This is a genomic window from uncultured Fibrella sp. (assembly GCF_964250085.1).
Taxonomy (GTDB): Bacteria; Bacteroidota; Bacteroidia; order Cytophagales; family Spirosomataceae; genus Fibrella.
Genome location: NZ_CAXUEC010000009.1, coordinates 261,939 through 277,759, shown reverse-complemented (window position 1 = coordinate 277,759; position 15,821 = coordinate 261,939). Strand labels below are relative to the sequence as shown.

Here is a 15,821-nt window from a genome sequence, read left to right as displayed (position 1 = left end):
ACCCAGGCAGCGCAATAGAAAACTGAGGACAGAAGACGCCTTACTCCCATGAACCTCCAATCCAAGATATTCCTTGCACTGGCTTTTATGTTCGCCATTATTTTGCTGATGGGCGGCTTGGGCGGTTATTACCTGAATCAACTGGCCAACGATTCGCAGGCTATTTTACGGGATAACTACGTGTCGTTCGAATACTCAAGCCGTATGCAGCGGGCCCTGCCCCGGTTACCCGACGCCGATGCTGTGGCCGATTTTGACCGAAACTTAAAAAAACAGGAAGCCAACATTACGGAGGTTGGTGAAGCCGAAGTGACCGCCACCCTGCGCCGGGAATTTAATCAGTTCAGGAAAGAGGGAAACACAGAAGCGGTAAAGCAACGAATGCTGCAAACGCTGTTTCGACTGGACGACATCAACGGGCAGGCGATGGTGCGGAAGAATGAAGTGGCCAAACAAACCGCCGATGATGCCCTGGTCTGGCTGGCGGTGGTCGGTACGGTCTGTTTCCTGATCGTGTTGTCGTTCACCATCAATTTTCCGGCCTACATTGCCCGGCCGCTGCGCGAGCTGACGCAGGGCATTAAACAGGTGACGAACCGCAATTTCGAGGAGCGGCTGCATGTGGAGTCGAGCGATGAATTTGGCGAACTGGCGCGGTCATTCAACCGGATGGCCGAGAAGCTGGACGAGTATGAACACTCGAACCTGGCGCGGATTCTGTTCGAGAAGAAACGCATCGAAACCCTGATTCAGATCATGTCGGATGGCATTATCGGGCTGGATCAGAACCGGTATGTTCTCTTCGTCAACCAGGTGGCGAGCCGCTTGCTGGGGCTGAACGAATCGGAACTGCTGGGCAAATATGCGCCCGATATTGCCGCCGCCAACGATCTGATGCGAACGCTCATTCAGGAGGTGATGCCGCCTTTACAACGTACCCAGGAAGCGCCGAACAGCCCCACCGGTGAAGCGAGCCTGTTGAAAATCTATGACGGAGACAAGGAAAGTTACTTCACCCGACAAACCCAGCCGGTCGACATTGTGCGTACGGGCGATGTGCAGCCTGTGCGGGCCGGGTACGTGATCGTGCTGAAAAACGTGACGTCTTATAAAGAACTTGATCTGGCTAAAACAAACTTCATCGCCACCGTTTCGCACGAACTGAAAACGCCCATCGCAAGCATTAAAATGAGTCTTAAACTGCTTGATGATCAGCGGGTTGGTGAATTGAATGACGAGCAGAAAGAGCTGGTCACGAATGTACGTGATGATGCCGACCGGCTGCTGTCCATTACGGGTGAATTGCTGAATATGGCGCAGGTTGAAACCGGCCAGATACAGTTGAATTTGCAACCAGTAGCACCCGGTGATATTATTAGTTACGCCGTAAATGCGCTTCGGGTGGCTGCTGCGCAACGGCAGATCAAGCTGCACATCGACCTGCCGGCTGTGTTGCCCCAGGTACGTACCGACCCTGACAAAGCCTCCTGGGTGCTGGTCAATTTCCTGTCAAATGCCGTGCGTCATTCCCCCGATGAGAGCCGGATCGACGTCACGGCCCGGCCGGTTACGCAGGGTGTCGAGTTCCGGGTACGTGACCGGGGCGCGGGTATCCGGCCCGAACACCGCGACCGGGTTTTTGACCGTTATTTCCGGGCTCCGGGCACCAATGGACAGCCCAGCGGTACCGGCCTGGGCCTGGCTATTTCGAGCGAGTTTATTCAGAGTATGAACGGCCAGATCGGTCTGGATACTACCGTGACTGATGGCGCCGCGTTCTGGTTCACACTGCCGGTGGAAGCTAGTTAAGTTGTTGGCTATCTGCTATCTTGTCAACCTAAACACACGACCATGAAACGCACGCTACTCGTTGCCATTTGCCTGCTGGCTACCGCTACCGCCTACGCACAGACCGCCAAAAATGATACCTGGGGCAAGGCCCCTGAAGCACGGGATGACCGCTATTCAAACCCCAAAAGCAAGCTCTATGCTGGACCCGACGGCTGGTATAATTTCGGCGAAGTGCGGGCGGTAGTCAGTAATGCTGCCAAAACGGCGTACGGGTTCAAGGGCGGTTTCCACCGAATAATGCAAACGTTTACGGCCGTTGAATCGGGTCAAAACCGGGTGATGACGCTGAATTTTGGCACCGATGCCCCAGCCGTAGGTACGTATCAGGTCAGCAAAACGGCCGATCCTGCCCAGAAAAAGGTAGAACTTTCGTTTTCTGATATCACCAAAACCGAAATACGGAACTGGAAAGGGAATAATGGGGCTGGTACAGTCACCGTCTCGAAGGTGAACGGATTCTTATACGTTAAGTGCCGTAACGTACTGCTCCAGCCCGATGGTATTCGTCAGGCCGAAGACCTGAAGAACCCCATGACGATCGGTTTTGAAGGGGCTATTTCACCGGAGTGATGTTTCGGTATTATGTTGCTCGGCGCGAAGCAACCTACGATGTGCCAGTAACTTCATCAGGAAGCCAGCACTTCGTTCTGCGGCTGCGCCAGAAGCGAGGGGTCTTCGCCGGGTTCGATGAACAACTGTTTCACGATCGGAAACTCCTGCTGCACCGTCGCCCTGATCCGATTGATGGCCTGGTTGATATCACTGGTCGATAGCGCGTTATGGAAGTCGACCACCAGCATCAGAATAACCTCTTCGGGGGCCATGTACATGGAAGGTGAACGCAACACCCTAACCACGGCCTCGTCCTGCTCGACTAGAGTAAGCATCTGACGCAGCTTGTCGCTTTCCACGCTTTCGCCCATCAGCAGGCCACGGCTTTCGCGAGCCAACACGACCGAAACGGCCGTTAGGATCAGGCCAATAATGATCGACGCTGCGCCATCGAAGTACGGATTTTCGAGTTGATGACCCAGGAATACGCCCAGAAACGCCACGATCAGGCCCAGTACGTCGGCGGCGTCTTCAAAGAGTACGACAAACGTCGACGGGTCTTTGCTCCGTTTCACGGCTGCCCAAAACGGCTGACTGCCCCGCTGCCGGTTGAATTCCCTCAGGGCCGTGATAAACGAGAAGCCATCGAGCAGAAAGGCAATGCCGAGCACGATGTAGTTCCACATCGGGTTCTCGATCACTTCCGGGTGCTGCAAGTGGGTGATGCCTTCGTAGAACGATACCCCGCCGCCCACGCCGAAAATCAGGATAGATACGATAAATGCCCAGAAGTAAAGCTCCTTTCCGTACCCGAACGGTCGCCGGTCGTCGGCGGGTTTTTTACTGCGTTGAATGCCGAGCAACAACAACACTTCGTTCAGCGAATCGACCAGGGAGTGAATGCCTTCCGAAATCATGGCCGAGCTACCGGTTATGCTGGCGGCAATGAATTTCGTAATGGCAATGGCCACGTTGGCAATCAACGCACTGTAGATCGGTGTTTTAGAAGCAGGCATAGCAGAAAGTACGTCGTCGTAGACAGTCGTCTATGACTGGATGGTAAACCAACGGCGGTCTATCCGCAAATGTTTAGGCCGGGCCATCCATGCGCTCAGGCCAGCGCCTGAAGAGCCTGTTCGTAAAGCGCATAATTGTCGGTATCGAAGCAGACAAACGTGATCTGTTCGATGGTCGGGGTTGATTCAAGCGTGGCTGTAACCGTTTCGATGGCAACCGTGCAGGCGTCGGCTTTGGGATACCCATAGATGCCCGTGCTGATGTTTGGAAAGGCTATTGTTTTCAGGCCGTGCTGTTCGGCAACGACCATCGACCGGCGGTAGCAGCTTGCCAGCAACTCGGGCTCGCCCTGCGTACCGCCCTGCCAAACCGGCCCTACCGTGTGGATAACGTACCTGGCAGGGAGCCAATAGCCCTTTGTGAGCTTGGCGTCGCCGGTTTTACAGCCGTGCAACAGCCGACATTCATGCACCAGGTCGGGGCCTGCCGCCCGGTGGATAGCCCCGTCTACACCGCCCCCGCCCAGCAAACTGCTATTGGCCGCGTTGACAATGGCATCGACGGCCAGTTTGGTAATATCGCCCTGAATGAGGGTCAGTTTCACGTTGGCATATTGGCGTTCGTAGGTACGTTCCATCAGGGTGCCGCTGACTGAGCAGGGGTTTTATAGACGTAAAAAGGTTCGACATGCGAGGGTTGGTCGAACTGCCTAACGCGTGGATACGCTAGCTGTGCATCATGCGTGATCAGGTACGTGTACTTGCCCTTCTCGAAATCGGCAAACGCCACTTTCTGATCAATGAAGTAATTGACAAACCCCACTGCCGTATCGAAAAACGTTACATCAACATATTTGTTCGGAGGGGTATACTGGGCCAGTATCTGCCGTTCCAAAATAGCCAGCCGTTCATCTTCCGACAGGGAAGTTTGGAGAGATACCGGTGTTGCTCTGCCACTCGGACCGTTCAGGCCGTTGAGTTGCCTGTCGTATTTCGCCTGAGTAAGGGCCTGATTAGTAACGGACTGCAATTCGCGCAGGAGCGTTTCACGGCTTCGGGGTATAACATTGTCGAATTCCGGATTAAGCAGAACGGGCGTATTGGCAGGCAGTGTCTTCAGGAAATTAGCTGTTTGCCAAAGCATCGAAGGACGCAGTAAATCAACTTCCAAGAGTACGCTTTCGGTAAAATTCGACAACGCCAGCAAGGCCGCCAGCCCGTAGAGTGCCCACCGGCGGTGAGTAACATGGTATACCCCATAGCCGGCGTAGGCCAGCAGGAACACACCCATAGCCCGAAGGGGAAGCGTATGGGTGATGTAAATAGTCGACGAGTGGAAAATAGAGATAGTCAATAGGACCAGGTTGCTGATTAAGAGCGCGGCCACACCCCGGTTGGGGTACCAGCGCCAGAAAACCACTGCGCCGATGGGCAGCAAAAGCAACTGCCAGACCGTTGGTGCCGTTAAGACCATCTCGGAGACGTACCCCCAGTTGAAAAACGACGTTTGTTTACCGCTGACTTTCATGAGCATTCCGCCGGCAAATGCTTTGAGCAGGACAAATGAGTCGGTCCATAAAAAAGGCATCGTCAGCAGCATAGACACCAGCAGTCCGGCCAGCAGCCCCAGCGCCCATTTCCAGCTCCAGCCCATTCGGAAGAGCAGCCCCCCGAGCAGAAACGGGAAGGTGAATAAAAAGAGTAGTCGCTGGCTGATGAGCAGGGCAATCAGTAGCAGTACCACGGTTGGTTGCCGCCATGAACGCGCCGGGAATTCGCCAAAGAGAATCAGCAGGCTGGCTACCGCAAACAAAGCGTAGCTCAACGCTTCGGGCCGGATGATCGGGGTGCTGACAAGTACATCATATTGCAAACACAGGATCACGACCAGTGGCAGGCGAAGGACCGTCGGCAAGAGTGAGGCACTGGCCTTGTGAATGATTCGAACGCCCCACAGCAGCAGCCCGCCAACCAGCATGATCTGCACAAACCGACCTGCCATAATCAGCGGAACCCGGTCGAGCAGGTAGGCATAAGCTGTTTTATCGACGACCTCGAACACGCCGACCGCCGACAGGCCACCCGCCTGCGCTGCGCCTACGAGATTGATGAGGCATTTGCCCAGGGCGAGCAGGTAAAACACCAGTACCATTGGAATGCCGGGCCAGTCGAGGCAGCGGGGCGTGGCTCCAAAGAGCATAAATACGCCCGAATCAGCAATAAACTGCTCGTCGGTTGTAAAGTAGCCCCCGTCAGGTGGCTGCACGAAACTGACCCAGCAGCCAAAGCCGATCGCCAGGCCAACGGTCAGGTAACTCCACCAACTGGAAGGCAGTGACTCTGTGGATGCCGACAAACGGGAGGAGGTGGGAGAAGAAAGCATTTCAGGCGGTTAAGTGGACTAATTACCACAAATTTACCGCTTCTATCGTTTCAACAGGCGTACTGTTCGTATATGGTTTGGCGTCGATACCGACAAAAGGTACATACCGGCCTGCAAACCAGTGGTCTGGAAGTTAAGCAGACCGTTCTGTCCGTTGTCATAACTATGCAGTAACACCGTCCGTCCCGCCAGATCGGTCAGCCGAATCGTGATTGGCTGGCTTAATTCGTTGTCGGTCAGTGTCACAGTCAGGAGGTCAGCATCTGACAGTGGATTAGGGAAAATGGCCAGTGTCTGTTGTGCATTGGCCAGGGTGGTGGCCCGCTCGAAGTTGGGAATCCCATAGCCATACTGAACATCGGGCCGGTCGGCCTGTGAGCCTGACTGCCGAAGGATGTTTCGGACCTGTGTAGCGCTGAGCGTTGGGTAGGCCTGCCAGAAACCAGTGGCGAGGGCGGCAACCAATGGCCCCGAAAAGGAGGTGCCGTTGCCGCTGCTGTTGATGCCGCCCGCCGACGTACCTACGGTGGTTCCCTGCCCCAGCGCCACCAAATCCGGTTTCAGTCGGCCATCGGGTGTTGGCCCAACCGAGCTGAACCGGGCCAACGTGCCGTTGCGGTCAACGGCCCCTATACTCAGCACGCCGGGCGAATCGGCCGGGGCGCCAATGTATCGCCACGCGCTATTGCCCTCATTGCCAGCCGATACCACCACGACCATACCGGCATTGGCGGCCCAGGTAGCGGCCCGGCTAACCAGCGTTTTGGAGCCTGTCAGGTCGGCGTAGGTATGGTTGTCGGCGGGGTTATCGAAGGTCGTGTAGCCCAATGATGAGTTGATGATATCGGCCCCGGTGCTGTCGGCGTATTCGGCACCAAACAGCCAGTAGGCTTCTTCAACGGGGTTTTCGCTGGCGGCTATTTCCGTTCGTAGCAACAGGTACGTTGCCTTGTAAGCGGGGCCATACAGTTGGTTCGGTGCTTCGGCGGCCATGATCGATAGCACGTTCAGGCCATGTTCGTCGTCGTCATATACGTCGGCTTCCCGATCGGGAAAATCATAGGTGGCCAGCACGCGGTTCTCGGTGAAAAGCGAGTTCAGAAACGGAACCCGATTGGCGCGCAGGAAACCCGCATCCAGAATAGCAACCAGCTTATTTTCACCATGATACCCCAGGTCATGCATCTTGTCGACGCCCAATTGCCTGAGTTGAAAATCGGCTGGTCCGTAGGCGGGCACCGTTGCCGCCTGTCCAAACTTACTGATCCGCTGTTCGGTAGCCTGTTGGGTTACAGCGGCATCAAGCCGGGCATTGTTCAGTACGCGGCCCGTTTCCAGCCCCTGTACGTAGGGAAGTGCCAGCAGGGCAGGAAGTTGCGCGGCCGTGGCTTCGACCAGCGCGGCATTGAGCCAGCGTGAGGTGTAGAGCACACGCGCCCCCGCCTGACGTAATCCCTGCACGTAGGTGGCCGACACGGGCAAATCGCGTTCGGTTATCGCAATCTGCTGCCGCTGCCGACGGGCTACCGACCGGGGCGACAGAAATGTCTCCGGCTTGTCTATCTGGAACGACGTTCCGACTTTATCACGGAATAGGAGCAGGTACTGACTAGCGCGTTGTGCCCGCGCCGGATTGGCCGCAGAGAGGGCACAGATAAGCATCAGGGTGGCCGCAACGAGTAGTTGGGCGGGGTTATTCCGTGCCATAACTTGCTAGCCGAACGTACCTGCGAACGCCAAAGTCGATCTGCGCTTTTCCCACGCAGGCCGGACTCGACGAGCAGAACTGGAGTTGAACCGTTTCTTTATATACCAACCCAATCTGCCGGGCATACACCTCAATGCGTTTATCCTGCGAAACAAGCGTTGAGTCGTTTTGTTGCACAACCGTAGCCGTTTCAGCAAAGGGCTGCGCGCCCACCGCATACGGCTGGTTCACGTTTCGCAACTCGTACGTATCGTCCGCAAACTGATTGAACTGGTTGCCATTCCACCGGCTCCGGTCGGCGGGAGGAAAAATGAGTTTAACATAATCGGCTCCGTTTTCGGTGCGTACAGCCATGCGGCTATCGAGGCGGGCAGTCCAGAGCGAATCGGTTTGCCAGGGAGCCTGCGTGTTGGTTCGTCGGTAGCGTTGCAGCCGGAACGCGGGTTGGCCCGTCACATCGGTGTAGCTGGCCCCAACGGTTTCTTTCAACTGATACGTGGTGGTGACGGGCGCGGCCGTGAGCGAAAAACGCTGTTCTGTAACGTCATAAATAATGTAACGCCCGGTGGTCAGGGGCATATAATCGCTACCGGTGTTGGCTGGTGCCATGTCTGACGACGTACAGGAAAGCAGTAGTAACCAGCAAAGAGCGAGAAGGAGGGGAGCGGAACGAAGCATGGACGAAACAGCAGGCAAAGGGCCTGTACAAAGTTCATCCATTACACCTCAATTCACAATGGTTTTGTCAAAGTTGCACAGGGCGCCAGCCCTGTGGTCAAATAACCCAATTCTTGAAAGAGTTCATTAAGTAGCCAGACTCAACTTACTACAGGGCTGGTGCTCTGTGCGACTTAGACCAGATCGTTTTTGAAGGCGTAGGCTACCATACCAGCGGTGTTCTTGGTGCCGGTTTTTTCCAGAATCCGCAGGCGATGCCCTTCCACGGTTCGGGGGCTCAGGAAGATCTTGTCGCTGATCTCGGCCGTCGACATGCCTTCGCAGATGAGCTTCAGCACTTCTTTTTCCCGTTCCGACAGTAATATTTTGCTGTTGTACAGGGCCGACTGTTTCACCACGGTTGTCTTGTTGGTCATTTTCCGCAACATCGCCCGCGACACGAACTCGTTGAGGTACACGCCTTCGTCCATCACTTTCCGAATGGCCTTTTCCACCTCGTCGGGGTCCGAATCTTTCAGCAGGTAGCCGCTCACGCCCTTTTCAAGCAAGTGCAGCACCATCCGGTCTTCGTCGTGCATGGTCAGCACGATGATCTTGATGAGCGGGTAATTGTCGCGGAGGTAATCGGCGGTAGCGGTTCCGTCGAGCACTGGCATTTGCAGGTCGAGTAAGACAACGTCGGGGACGCGCCGGGGAATTTTGTCGATGAATTCCTGTCCGTTGCTGGCTTCCAGCACCAGTTCAAAATCGGCCACCTGACCCAGAATCGAGGCGATACCCCGTCTGAATAGGTTATGATCGTCTACAAGTGCTAATTTGATCTTTGCCATGTCTGTCTTATACCGTTGCGGGTACCGCTTCTTCTGTAATTACCGTGTAGAGGCGCGTCTGAACGTGAATCCGGGAGCCTCGTCCGGGTGCTACATCAAAGGTAACATGCCCATCTACAACTGATAACCGGCTTTCGATGTTACGAAGACCCAGGCCACTGCGCCGGTCTTTCACGGCCTCGTCGTAGTCAAATCCCTTGCCATTATCGAGCACCGACATACGAACTGAGTCGTCCAGGTACACAAACTGCACATCGACCTGCGTGGCACCGGCGTGTTTAATGGCGTTATTGATGAGCTCCTGCGCAATGCGGTAGAACATCAGTTCCTGGGCGGGGGCAATCCGTTCCAGCGAGTTGGGCGATTCGAGCAATACAGCCACATCGGGGCCACTGGCTTTCTCTGTCAGTTCCTCAATGGCGGCCAGCAGGCCAAACCGTTCGAGGGTGGTAGGCACCAGGTCGCGGCTAATCCGGCGGACGTTGCTCATGGTCTCGTCGAGCAATGATCGCGTTTTCTGAACTTGGAGGTTATTTTCAGGAGTTGTGTTCAGCCTCCGTTCCAACTGATTCAGGCTCAGTTTGGTCACCGAAAGCATAGTGCCAATCTCGTCGTGAAGGTCGCGGGCCAATCGTCGTCGCTCCACTTCCTGCCCATTGAATGTAGCCTCCATGAGTTCTTTGCGATAGGCTTCACGCAGCTCATTCAGTTCCAGTTGGTGACGTACCTGCCGGTTTTGGTAAAATGCCACGAAGAGGATGATGAACATGGTCATCATCAATAACATCGCCGAACCTACGGCTATGTATAGCTTCATGTGAGGATCCAAGACCGATAGGAGACAGTAGTAGCCTGCTAAAAATAAATGACCGCCCTGCGTATTACAACTTTAGGGCGGTCACTTCACGTATTCGGTATGAAAAATAGTGTAAACGGTCTGGTTTACACCGCAAAGCTTTCGCCGCAGCCACAGGTGCGCGATGCATTTGGGTTCTTAAACTGGAATCCTTTTCCGTTCAGGCCATCCGAGAAATCAAGCTCAGTGCCAGCCAGATAGAGCAGACTTTTACGGTCTACGTATATCTTGATGCCTTTGTCTTCAACAATGTGATCGGTCGGTTGCTGAGCTGTGTCGAACTGAAGTTCATACATCAGCCCTGAACAGCCACCACCCTGCACCGCCACCCGAATGGCAAAGTCATCGGTAAGGCCGTCTTTCCGGCGCAGTTCAACAATCTTATCTTTGGCTTGTTCCGTTACCGTTACCATGACATCAGTGAATATGTATGAAAAATGTCTGCGGAACAATGGTCTATAATCCATCACTCCTTTCTATAAAAACGGTTCGGGCTTGCTGAAAAGTTCATAGCAAACACGCCGAACACACATTCATCGAACCCTTCACCTTTATCAATCCCAAAGATGTTTACCAACGTCGAACATATTGGCATTGCCGTCCGTGATCTGGCGGTTTCCAACGCGCTCTTTGCCAGCCTGCTGAATGCCCAGCCCTACAAGTCGGAAGAAGTAGCTTCGGAAGGGGTGATGACTTCTTTTTTCAAGGTCAATCAGACCAAGATCGAATTGCTGGTGCCCACGCGGCCCGACAGCCCCATTGCCACGTACCTGGAAAAACGCGGCGAAGGTATTCATCACCTGGCGTTTGAAGTGGCTGATATTGGCGCTGAAATGGCCCGTCTAAAAGCAGAAGGATTTACGTTGCTGAACGAGACACCAAAGCAGGGAGCCGACAATAAGCTGGTGTGCTTTCTACACCCAAAAACCACCAACGGTGTGTTGATTGAGTTGTGCCAGGAACAGCCTTTATAAGTTCATCTATGGGCGGCGTATATCGACTGATTACCAGACCCGACTACAAACAAAAAAGCCAAGCGAGATTCCCCCTTGGCTTTCTGATTTACTCAACGTTATGAAAAACTTTTCTTTTCGATACAAGTATAAAGCAGAAAAGTGATTATTCAGTTCAAGTGGTAATAAAAATTTTACATGCTTTATGTAAATCGTTAATTGTCAGGTAAGTAACAGTAAATAAAATTTAAAAAAATAGGCGATAACCCTCAGAGAGTTGTTGGCTGGTTAAGCATACCTACTTATTGAGTGACGGGGAAATACAGTTAAGTAAGTACTCTTCACAAAACAACCCGCCCATCCCGAAGGGTAATAGTGCGGTCGGCCAGTGCAGCCAATGGCTCGTTATGAGTAACAATAATGAACGTTTGGCCGAATTCGTCGCGCAGGTCGAAGAAAAGCTGGTGGAGTTCTTCCGCGTTTCGCGAGTCGAGGTTGCCGCTGGGTTCATCGGCAAAAACAACGGCGGGCTGGTTGATAAGCGCCCGGGCCACCGCTACACGCTGCTGCTCACCCCCCGATAGTTGCGACGGAAAATGCCCCTGCCGATTAACTAGCCCAAGCTTGGCCAGCAGTTGTTCGGCTCGTTGCCGTACATCGCGCTCGTCCCGGTTGGCGATGAAGCCCGGAATACACACGTTTTCCAGGGCGGTGAACTCGGGCAGCAGGTTATGAAACTGGAAGATGAACCCAATCTTTTCATTCCGGAATCGGGCCAGTTGCGTGTCATTCAGCGAGAACACGTCCTGATCTGCCAGCGTTACCGTGCCTGAATCGGGACGGTCGAGCGTGCCAAGGATATGAAGCAACGTGCTTTTCCCGGCGCCCGATGCCCCCACGATCGAGACCACTTCGCCCGCCGCCACCGACAGGCTCACGTCATTCAGTACAGGTAAAGGCCCATAGGCCCGGCGTAAGGTGGAGGCAGTTAACAGCGACATCATCGCAAAGGTACGCAGTTAGGTAGTAGATGTCGGAAATAGGCTGTCGGATTTAGGATTTGCTCCCCTCAAGTACATTTTGGTCCTCAAGCGGAGCAAATCCTAACTCCAACACTCCAAATCCAATAGTCTATTTTCCGAATTGCGCAGCTTCCTTGTTCAGGGCCGCATCAGATTCGGCTGTTGGGGTGATGAGCAGCCGGTGCCGAAAAACGACTGACTGCCCCGTTTTCAGCGTGTAGTTCATCGGCGCATCTTTACCGCTCGACATAACGCTGGGAGCCAGCGGGTTGGCGGCAAAAAGGCCGTAGCCACGAGCGTGCCAGTAGGTGGGGTAGCCGGGGTTGCCGGGGTGATCGATGAGTGTAACGGCCACCGCTTCGTTGTTGGGCAACGTACCTGTCAGCGTAACCCAGGGAGCGCGGGTGCCCCAAACGGCGTCACCGTCGATGCCTTTGGCGCTATGGTATTTACCCGTTACGCCTTTATTATCCAGCTTGGGAACGGCGGTCGTCTTGCCCGACGCATCAGTAAACAGGTCGGGTTTGGTCGATGGGTGTTCCAGTTGCCGGGCCAGGCGCAGGCCAATCAAGCCTTCTTTGTTGTCTTTGAACACCACATCGTTGCCAACCGCTTTGAGCGTAGTTTGCCGGTCGATGCGGCGGGTTGCGCCATCGGCCGAGAAGGTAAACTGCGTTGTTTCGTGCAGCAGGGGTTTGCCATCTTTATCTTTCCAGTCGGCTTCAACGGTTAGTTCGGCATGGTCACCCACCTCGTTGAGCCGGGCAATGTTGGTGCTGGTAATCGTACCGTACATGCCTTTCGGGTCAACGGCCGACGAATTATTCCAGAAGTCGTAGCCGTTTACATCGCCATAGTTGAACCATAGTCCCACATGGTGCGGGTGGTCGATGCGTTCGCCGGGGCGCGGGTCCATTGGCCAGCCACGGGTGATGGGGTTGCCGGTAGCGGTCAGAATCGGGTACAGTACGGGCTTTTTCAGCACATCGGCACCGGGGTAAATGTAGGCCGTGAAGAGCTGACCATCTACCAGCACGGCTACCCGGCCCGTTTCCCGTTTCAGCGTAACACGTTGTTTTTTGGGCGGCGTGGCCGCTACGGACAAAAGGAGGAGCGAGGCGACACAAATACTTGACAGACGCATTGATTTTCGTGGGTTATTTGTAGCCATAGAAACCCGGTGAAGTGGGGATTCTACTAGAAAAAAGGTTTGTAGTTTGGGGTTTAGGGGAGCAGCGCAACCACAAACCTCAAACTACAAACCACAAACTGTATCCCCATGCTCATCGAAGTCTGTGCATATTCGGTTGATGATTGTCTGGCTGCGCAGCGGGCCGGGGCCAATCGTATTGAACTCTGTTCGGCGCGGGCCGAAGGTGGACTAACGCCCAGTATTGGCCTGATTCAGCAGGCAAAAGCAGCCATTACACTGCCCATATTCGTGATGATTCGCCCCCGGGGCGGCGATTTCGTATACTCGACAACCGAACTGGCCGTGATGGAAGCCGACATTGATGCCGCCCGGCGAGCGGGTGCCGATGGCGTTGTGCTGGGTATGTTACGGCCAGACGGTCGGGTCGATCGCGACGCGACGCGCTACTTGATGCAAGTCGCCAGCCCGTTGCCCGTTACATTCCATCGCGCTTTCGACCTGACCGCCGATGCGCATGAGGCACTCGCCACGCTGATCGGACTTGGAGTACAGACGGTGCTGACATCCGGGCAGCAGGCACGGGCTATCGACGCATTGCCGTTACTGGAAGCATTGGTTAAACAGGCCGCCGGGCGAATAACGATCATGGCTGGTTCGGGTGTAAATGGACAAAACGCTACGCAACTAGCCCAAACGGGTGTGTCGGCCCTGCACCTAAGCGGCAGCGTGGCCACAGAAGGCCCAATGGAATTCCGGCGCGCGAACGTACCCATGGCCAGTAACGTACCCAGCGAATACGAACGAATCCAAAGCAGCGAATCGGTCATCCACGCCGTCGTCGATAGGTTTTTACCTTAAGATTTGGGCGACGTAGCTCTTAATAGCAAATATGAAAGTTTGATAATTTATGCGCACATAGCTCACGAAGCCTACATCTACTTCGCCAGCGCAGCGGCCAGTGCGGCCGATTGCATTTTACCGATGCAGCGAAGGGTGATACTGTTCAGTTGCTTACTTAACATATCGAATTCGGCGGGGGTGAGGTTGTTGAAAAAGACAGCAGCCGAAACGCGGTTACCTTTCAGTGTTTCGGCGTAAAATGCGTTGGTCAGCACAAACGCCGTTGAGCCACCCTTCATGCCAATGTGCGCATACACGTCTTTGTTGCCGGGATTGACCGTAAACGGCCATTCCATGATCGAGTCGAGCACAGTTTGCACAGCGGGCGGGAAGTAGCTGCGCGACGATATTTTTTGCATTATCGAGGCATACTCCCGCACCGTTGAACCGGGCAACCGATCTGACCATACTTTCTGCAACGACATAGCGGGGAAAATAAATGCCTTTTTATACGCCCCATCCCGATCCAGTTTCAGGCGGTTGTGAATGGCCAGACACCGGGCCGCATACGATTTAGCCGATAACCCTCGCGCCGTTGTGATTGCCTTTGCCGAATCGGCGGGCGAGGCCGAATACAAAAAGAGCGCCGAGACAATCGGGTAAATCGTGTCGTGGTTGGGCAGGTTCAGGGTTTTCAGGTTTGCGTTTACGGCGTCGATGCCCAGGCGATCGAGCAGGTACTCGGTGTTGGCATTCGAACTGAACTGGATCATGCCCTTTGCCACCTCCAGCAGCGGCACTGTTTCATTGACGATCAAATTCTGCCGCTCCAGTTGCTGCTTCCAGCCCGGATGCGCATTGCCGTCGGTGTTGGGCAGGTAATACAAATCCAGGTCGGCGAGGGGAACGCGCTCGGCTGGATCGAGTTTACCGGCGACCGCCTGCCGGGCAAACTCGATGGCAATGATTGTTTTTACCGCACTCGCCAGCGGCATTTTCTGATCGGGGCGCTGGCTGATAAGCACCGTATCATTCCGAATCACATACAGTGCCGAACGCGTCGGGTTGTTCCGCAGGAAATCAACAACCAGATCGGCGACGGGTGATTGGGTGTAGCCCAGGTGTGAGGCCAACAGCAACAGGCAGGTGAAAAGTAGGGGGCGCATACGTCAGGTAATGATTCGTTAGCAAAGGTCGTAGTTCTTACCAACGTACCCAGCTTACTTTCTAAGAAGGATTGGCCCGGCCGTTGGACGGATAAACTCCAGATAGTATGAACGTACCTAAACGTTAACAAGCTAATGCCCGCTACTATGCATTGCCAACTAACGTTAAAAAAGTCCCTTCATCAAAACCCGGCCCCGTTCTTACCAACTCCATTTGCCGTTTATCCTGCACCCTGTACGTTTGACCCATCCTTCAACAGAAGATACCTACTGACATGGAAAAACGTTTGGAACGTTACCTCGACGAAGCACAGATCGGGGGCGTGGCGGCCGGACTGGCCCATTACTTCAACATCGATCGGACGCTGATCCGGGTACTTTTTGTGGCAGGAATCTTTGTTCCCTCGGCCCCTGCACTGGTTTTGTACATTATCTTGTGGGTGGTTCTGCCCGAACGCCGGTTTGGCCTGTCGACCTCAACGCAATCAACCGTTTTCTCAAATCCTGCTTTCTCTATGTCGTCTACTGACCAAAAACGTAATGGCAACCTGATCGGTGGTGCCGTCCTGATTATTATCGGCGTTTTCGCCCTGCTCGAGCGCTATACCGACATCGATTTCAGCGATGTGTGGCCGTTGTTGCTCATTGGTTTTGGGGCCTGGCTCATCCTGAGAGACCGTGATCGTAAAACGGATACGACCAGCTACCTCGACAGCGACCCCACGCCGCCAATGACCCCGCCCACCCCACCAACACCGCCTTCAACTGATCCGTACGATCCAAACCGGCCTATCAATCAACTGTAATCCTCCA

The 15,821-nt window shown here is 54.4% G+C and carries 16 protein-coding genes; 5 read left to right on the top strand and 11 right to left on the bottom strand.

Annotated features, from left to right (window positions below; all coding sequences use genetic code 11):
- Positions 1-48 precede the first annotated feature (48 nt).
- Positions 49-1,809 (top strand): ATP-binding protein, encoded by a 1,761-nt coding sequence (locus tag ACFE8Q_RS24185; RefSeq protein WP_375448012.1) that lies wholly within the window; start codon positions 49-51, stop codon positions 1,807-1,809.
- Between the two features lie 42 nt (positions 1,810-1,851).
- Positions 1,852-2,421 (top strand): hypothetical protein, encoded by a 570-nt coding sequence (locus tag ACFE8Q_RS24180; protein WP_375448011.1) that lies wholly within the window; start codon positions 1,852-1,854, stop codon positions 2,419-2,421.
- A 56-nt stretch (positions 2,422-2,477) separates the two neighbouring features.
- On the opposite strand, the gene ACFE8Q_RS24175 is transcribed toward ACFE8Q_RS24180, so the two are convergent.
- The 8 genes from ACFE8Q_RS24175 to ACFE8Q_RS24140 all read right to left on the bottom strand — a co-directional run bounded on the left by ACFE8Q_RS24175 (position 2,478) and on the right by ACFE8Q_RS24140 (position 10,287).
- Positions 2,478-3,419 carry a cation diffusion facilitator family transporter gene (locus tag ACFE8Q_RS24175; RefSeq protein ID WP_375448010.1) on the bottom strand — a complete coding sequence of 314 codons (942 nt, stop codon included), beginning with the start codon at positions 3,417-3,419 and terminating at the stop codon, positions 2,478-2,480.
- Positions 3,420-3,514: 95 nt separating this feature from the next.
- Positions 3,515-4,057, bottom strand: a complete 543-nt coding sequence (locus tag ACFE8Q_RS24170; RefSeq protein ID WP_375448009.1) for an O-acetyl-ADP-ribose deacetylase — start codon at positions 4,055-4,057, stop codon at positions 3,515-3,517.
- On the bottom strand, positions 4,057-5,802 hold the full coding sequence (locus tag ACFE8Q_RS24165) for a hypothetical protein (protein WP_375448008.1): 1,746 nt from the start codon (positions 5,800-5,802) through the stop codon (positions 4,057-4,059). The genes ACFE8Q_RS24170 and ACFE8Q_RS24165 overlap by 1 nt, the downstream gene beginning before the upstream one ends.
- 42 nt (positions 5,803-5,844) lie before the next feature.
- A complete protein-coding gene (locus ACFE8Q_RS24160; protein ID WP_375448007.1) occupies positions 5,845-7,509 on the bottom strand; it encodes a S8 family serine peptidase in 1,665 nt (554 codons plus the stop codon).
- A complete protein-coding gene (locus ACFE8Q_RS24155; RefSeq protein WP_375448006.1) occupies positions 7,496-8,188 on the bottom strand; it encodes a hypothetical protein in 693 nt (230 codons plus the stop codon). Before ACFE8Q_RS24155 ends, ACFE8Q_RS24160 begins: the two co-directional genes overlap by 14 nt.
- Positions 8,189-8,361: 173 nt before the next feature.
- The gene (locus ACFE8Q_RS24150) at positions 8,362-9,018 is read right to left on the bottom strand and encodes a response regulator (protein WP_375448005.1); all 657 of its coding nucleotides are present in this window, start codon (positions 9,016-9,018) and stop codon (positions 8,362-8,364) included.
- A gap of 7 nt (positions 9,019-9,025) precedes the next feature.
- Entirely contained in the window at positions 9,026-9,835 is an 810-nt protein-coding gene (locus ACFE8Q_RS24145; protein ID WP_375448004.1) for a sensor histidine kinase, read from the bottom strand.
- Positions 9,836-9,960: 125 nt separating this feature from the next.
- Entirely contained in the window at positions 9,961-10,287 is a 327-nt protein-coding gene (locus tag ACFE8Q_RS24140; RefSeq protein WP_207328484.1) for an iron-sulfur cluster assembly accessory protein, read from the bottom strand.
- A 153-nt stretch (positions 10,288-10,440) separates the two neighbouring features.
- Between ACFE8Q_RS24140 and mce the strand changes: the two genes are divergently transcribed.
- Positions 10,441-10,848: a methylmalonyl-CoA epimerase gene (gene mce, locus ACFE8Q_RS24135; protein ID WP_375448003.1), complete on the top strand. Its 408-nt coding sequence runs from the start codon at positions 10,441-10,443 to the stop codon at positions 10,846-10,848.
- 320 nt (positions 10,849-11,168) lie between these two features.
- On the opposite strand, the gene ACFE8Q_RS24130 is transcribed toward mce, so the two are convergent.
- Both ACFE8Q_RS24130 and ACFE8Q_RS24125 read right to left on the bottom strand, forming a co-directional pair.
- Positions 11,169-11,828, bottom strand: a complete 660-nt coding sequence (locus ACFE8Q_RS24130; protein WP_375448079.1) for an ABC transporter ATP-binding protein — start codon at positions 11,826-11,828, stop codon at positions 11,169-11,171.
- A gap of 130 nt (positions 11,829-11,958) precedes the next feature.
- Positions 11,959-12,993, bottom strand: coding sequence for a PmoA family protein (locus ACFE8Q_RS24125; protein WP_375448002.1), 1,035 nt, complete (start codon positions 12,991-12,993; stop codon positions 11,959-11,961).
- Between the two features lie 135 nt (positions 12,994-13,128).
- Between ACFE8Q_RS24125 and ACFE8Q_RS24120 the strand changes: the two genes are divergently transcribed.
- Positions 13,129-13,860 (top strand): copper homeostasis protein CutC, encoded by a 732-nt coding sequence (locus ACFE8Q_RS24120; protein ID WP_375448001.1) that lies wholly within the window; start codon positions 13,129-13,131, stop codon positions 13,858-13,860.
- A gap of 77 nt (positions 13,861-13,937) precedes the next feature.
- Here ACFE8Q_RS24120 and ACFE8Q_RS24115 read toward each other — a convergent pair whose 3' ends face one another.
- Positions 13,938-15,008 carry a serine hydrolase gene (locus ACFE8Q_RS24115; protein ID WP_375448000.1) on the bottom strand — a complete coding sequence of 357 codons (1,071 nt, stop codon included), beginning with the start codon at positions 15,006-15,008 and terminating at the stop codon, positions 13,938-13,940.
- A 275-nt stretch (positions 15,009-15,283) separates the two neighbouring features.
- On the opposite strand from ACFE8Q_RS24115, the gene ACFE8Q_RS24110 reads away from it, so the two are divergent.
- Positions 15,284-15,814 carry a PspC domain-containing protein gene (locus ACFE8Q_RS24110; RefSeq protein ID WP_375447999.1) on the top strand — a complete coding sequence of 177 codons (531 nt, stop codon included), beginning with the start codon at positions 15,284-15,286 and terminating at the stop codon, positions 15,812-15,814.
- Positions 15,815-15,821 lie beyond the last annotated feature (7 nt).

Bases quoted from the DNA above. Each gene is read 5' to 3' on its own strand.
- ACFE8Q_RS24150 (WP_375448005.1), bottom strand. From the start codon at position 9,018: ATGGCAAAGATCAAATTAGCACTTGTAGACGATCATAACCTATTCAGA.
- ACFE8Q_RS24165 (WP_375448008.1), bottom strand. From the start codon at position 5,802: ATGCTTTCTTCTCCCACCTCCTCCCGTTTGTCGGCATCCACAGAGTCA.
- ACFE8Q_RS24185 (WP_375448012.1), top strand. From the start codon at position 49: ATGAACCTCCAATCCAAGATATTCCTTGCACTGGCTTTTATGTTCGCC.
- ACFE8Q_RS24170 (WP_375448009.1), bottom strand. From the start codon at position 4,057: ATGGAACGTACCTACGAACGCCAATATGCCAACGTGAAACTGACCCTC.
- ACFE8Q_RS24125 (WP_375448002.1), bottom strand. From the start codon at position 12,993: ATGCGTCTGTCAAGTATTTGTGTCGCCTCGCTCCTCCTTTTGTCCGTA.
- ACFE8Q_RS24120 (WP_375448001.1), top strand. From the start codon at position 13,129: ATGCTCATCGAAGTCTGTGCATATTCGGTTGATGATTGTCTGGCTGCG.
- ACFE8Q_RS24175 (WP_375448010.1), bottom strand. From the start codon at position 3,419: ATGCCTGCTTCTAAAACACCGATCTACAGTGCGTTGATTGCCAACGTG.
- ACFE8Q_RS24110 (WP_375447999.1), top strand. From the start codon at position 15,284: ATGGAAAAACGTTTGGAACGTTACCTCGACGAAGCACAGATCGGGGGC.
- ACFE8Q_RS24160 (WP_375448007.1), bottom strand. From the start codon at position 7,509: ATGGCACGGAATAACCCCGCCCAACTACTCGTTGCGGCCACCCTGATG.
- ACFE8Q_RS24115 (WP_375448000.1), bottom strand. From the start codon at position 15,008: ATGCGCCCCCTACTTTTCACCTGCCTGTTGCTGTTGGCCTCACACCTG.
- ACFE8Q_RS24180 (WP_375448011.1), top strand. From the start codon at position 1,852: ATGAAACGCACGCTACTCGTTGCCATTTGCCTGCTGGCTACCGCTACC.
- ACFE8Q_RS24145 (WP_375448004.1), bottom strand. From the start codon at position 9,835: ATGAAGCTATACATAGCCGTAGGTTCGGCGATGTTATTGATGATGACC.
- ACFE8Q_RS24130 (WP_375448079.1), bottom strand. From the start codon at position 11,828: ATGTCGCTGTTAACTGCCTCCACCTTACGCCGGGCCTATGGGCCTTTA.
- mce (WP_375448003.1), top strand. From the start codon at position 10,441: ATGTTTACCAACGTCGAACATATTGGCATTGCCGTCCGTGATCTGGCG.
- ACFE8Q_RS24140 (WP_207328484.1), bottom strand. From the start codon at position 10,287: ATGGTAACGGTAACGGAACAAGCCAAAGATAAGATTGTTGAACTGCGC.
- ACFE8Q_RS24155 (WP_375448006.1), bottom strand. From the start codon at position 8,188: ATGCTTCGTTCCGCTCCCCTCCTTCTCGCTCTTTGCTGGTTACTACTG.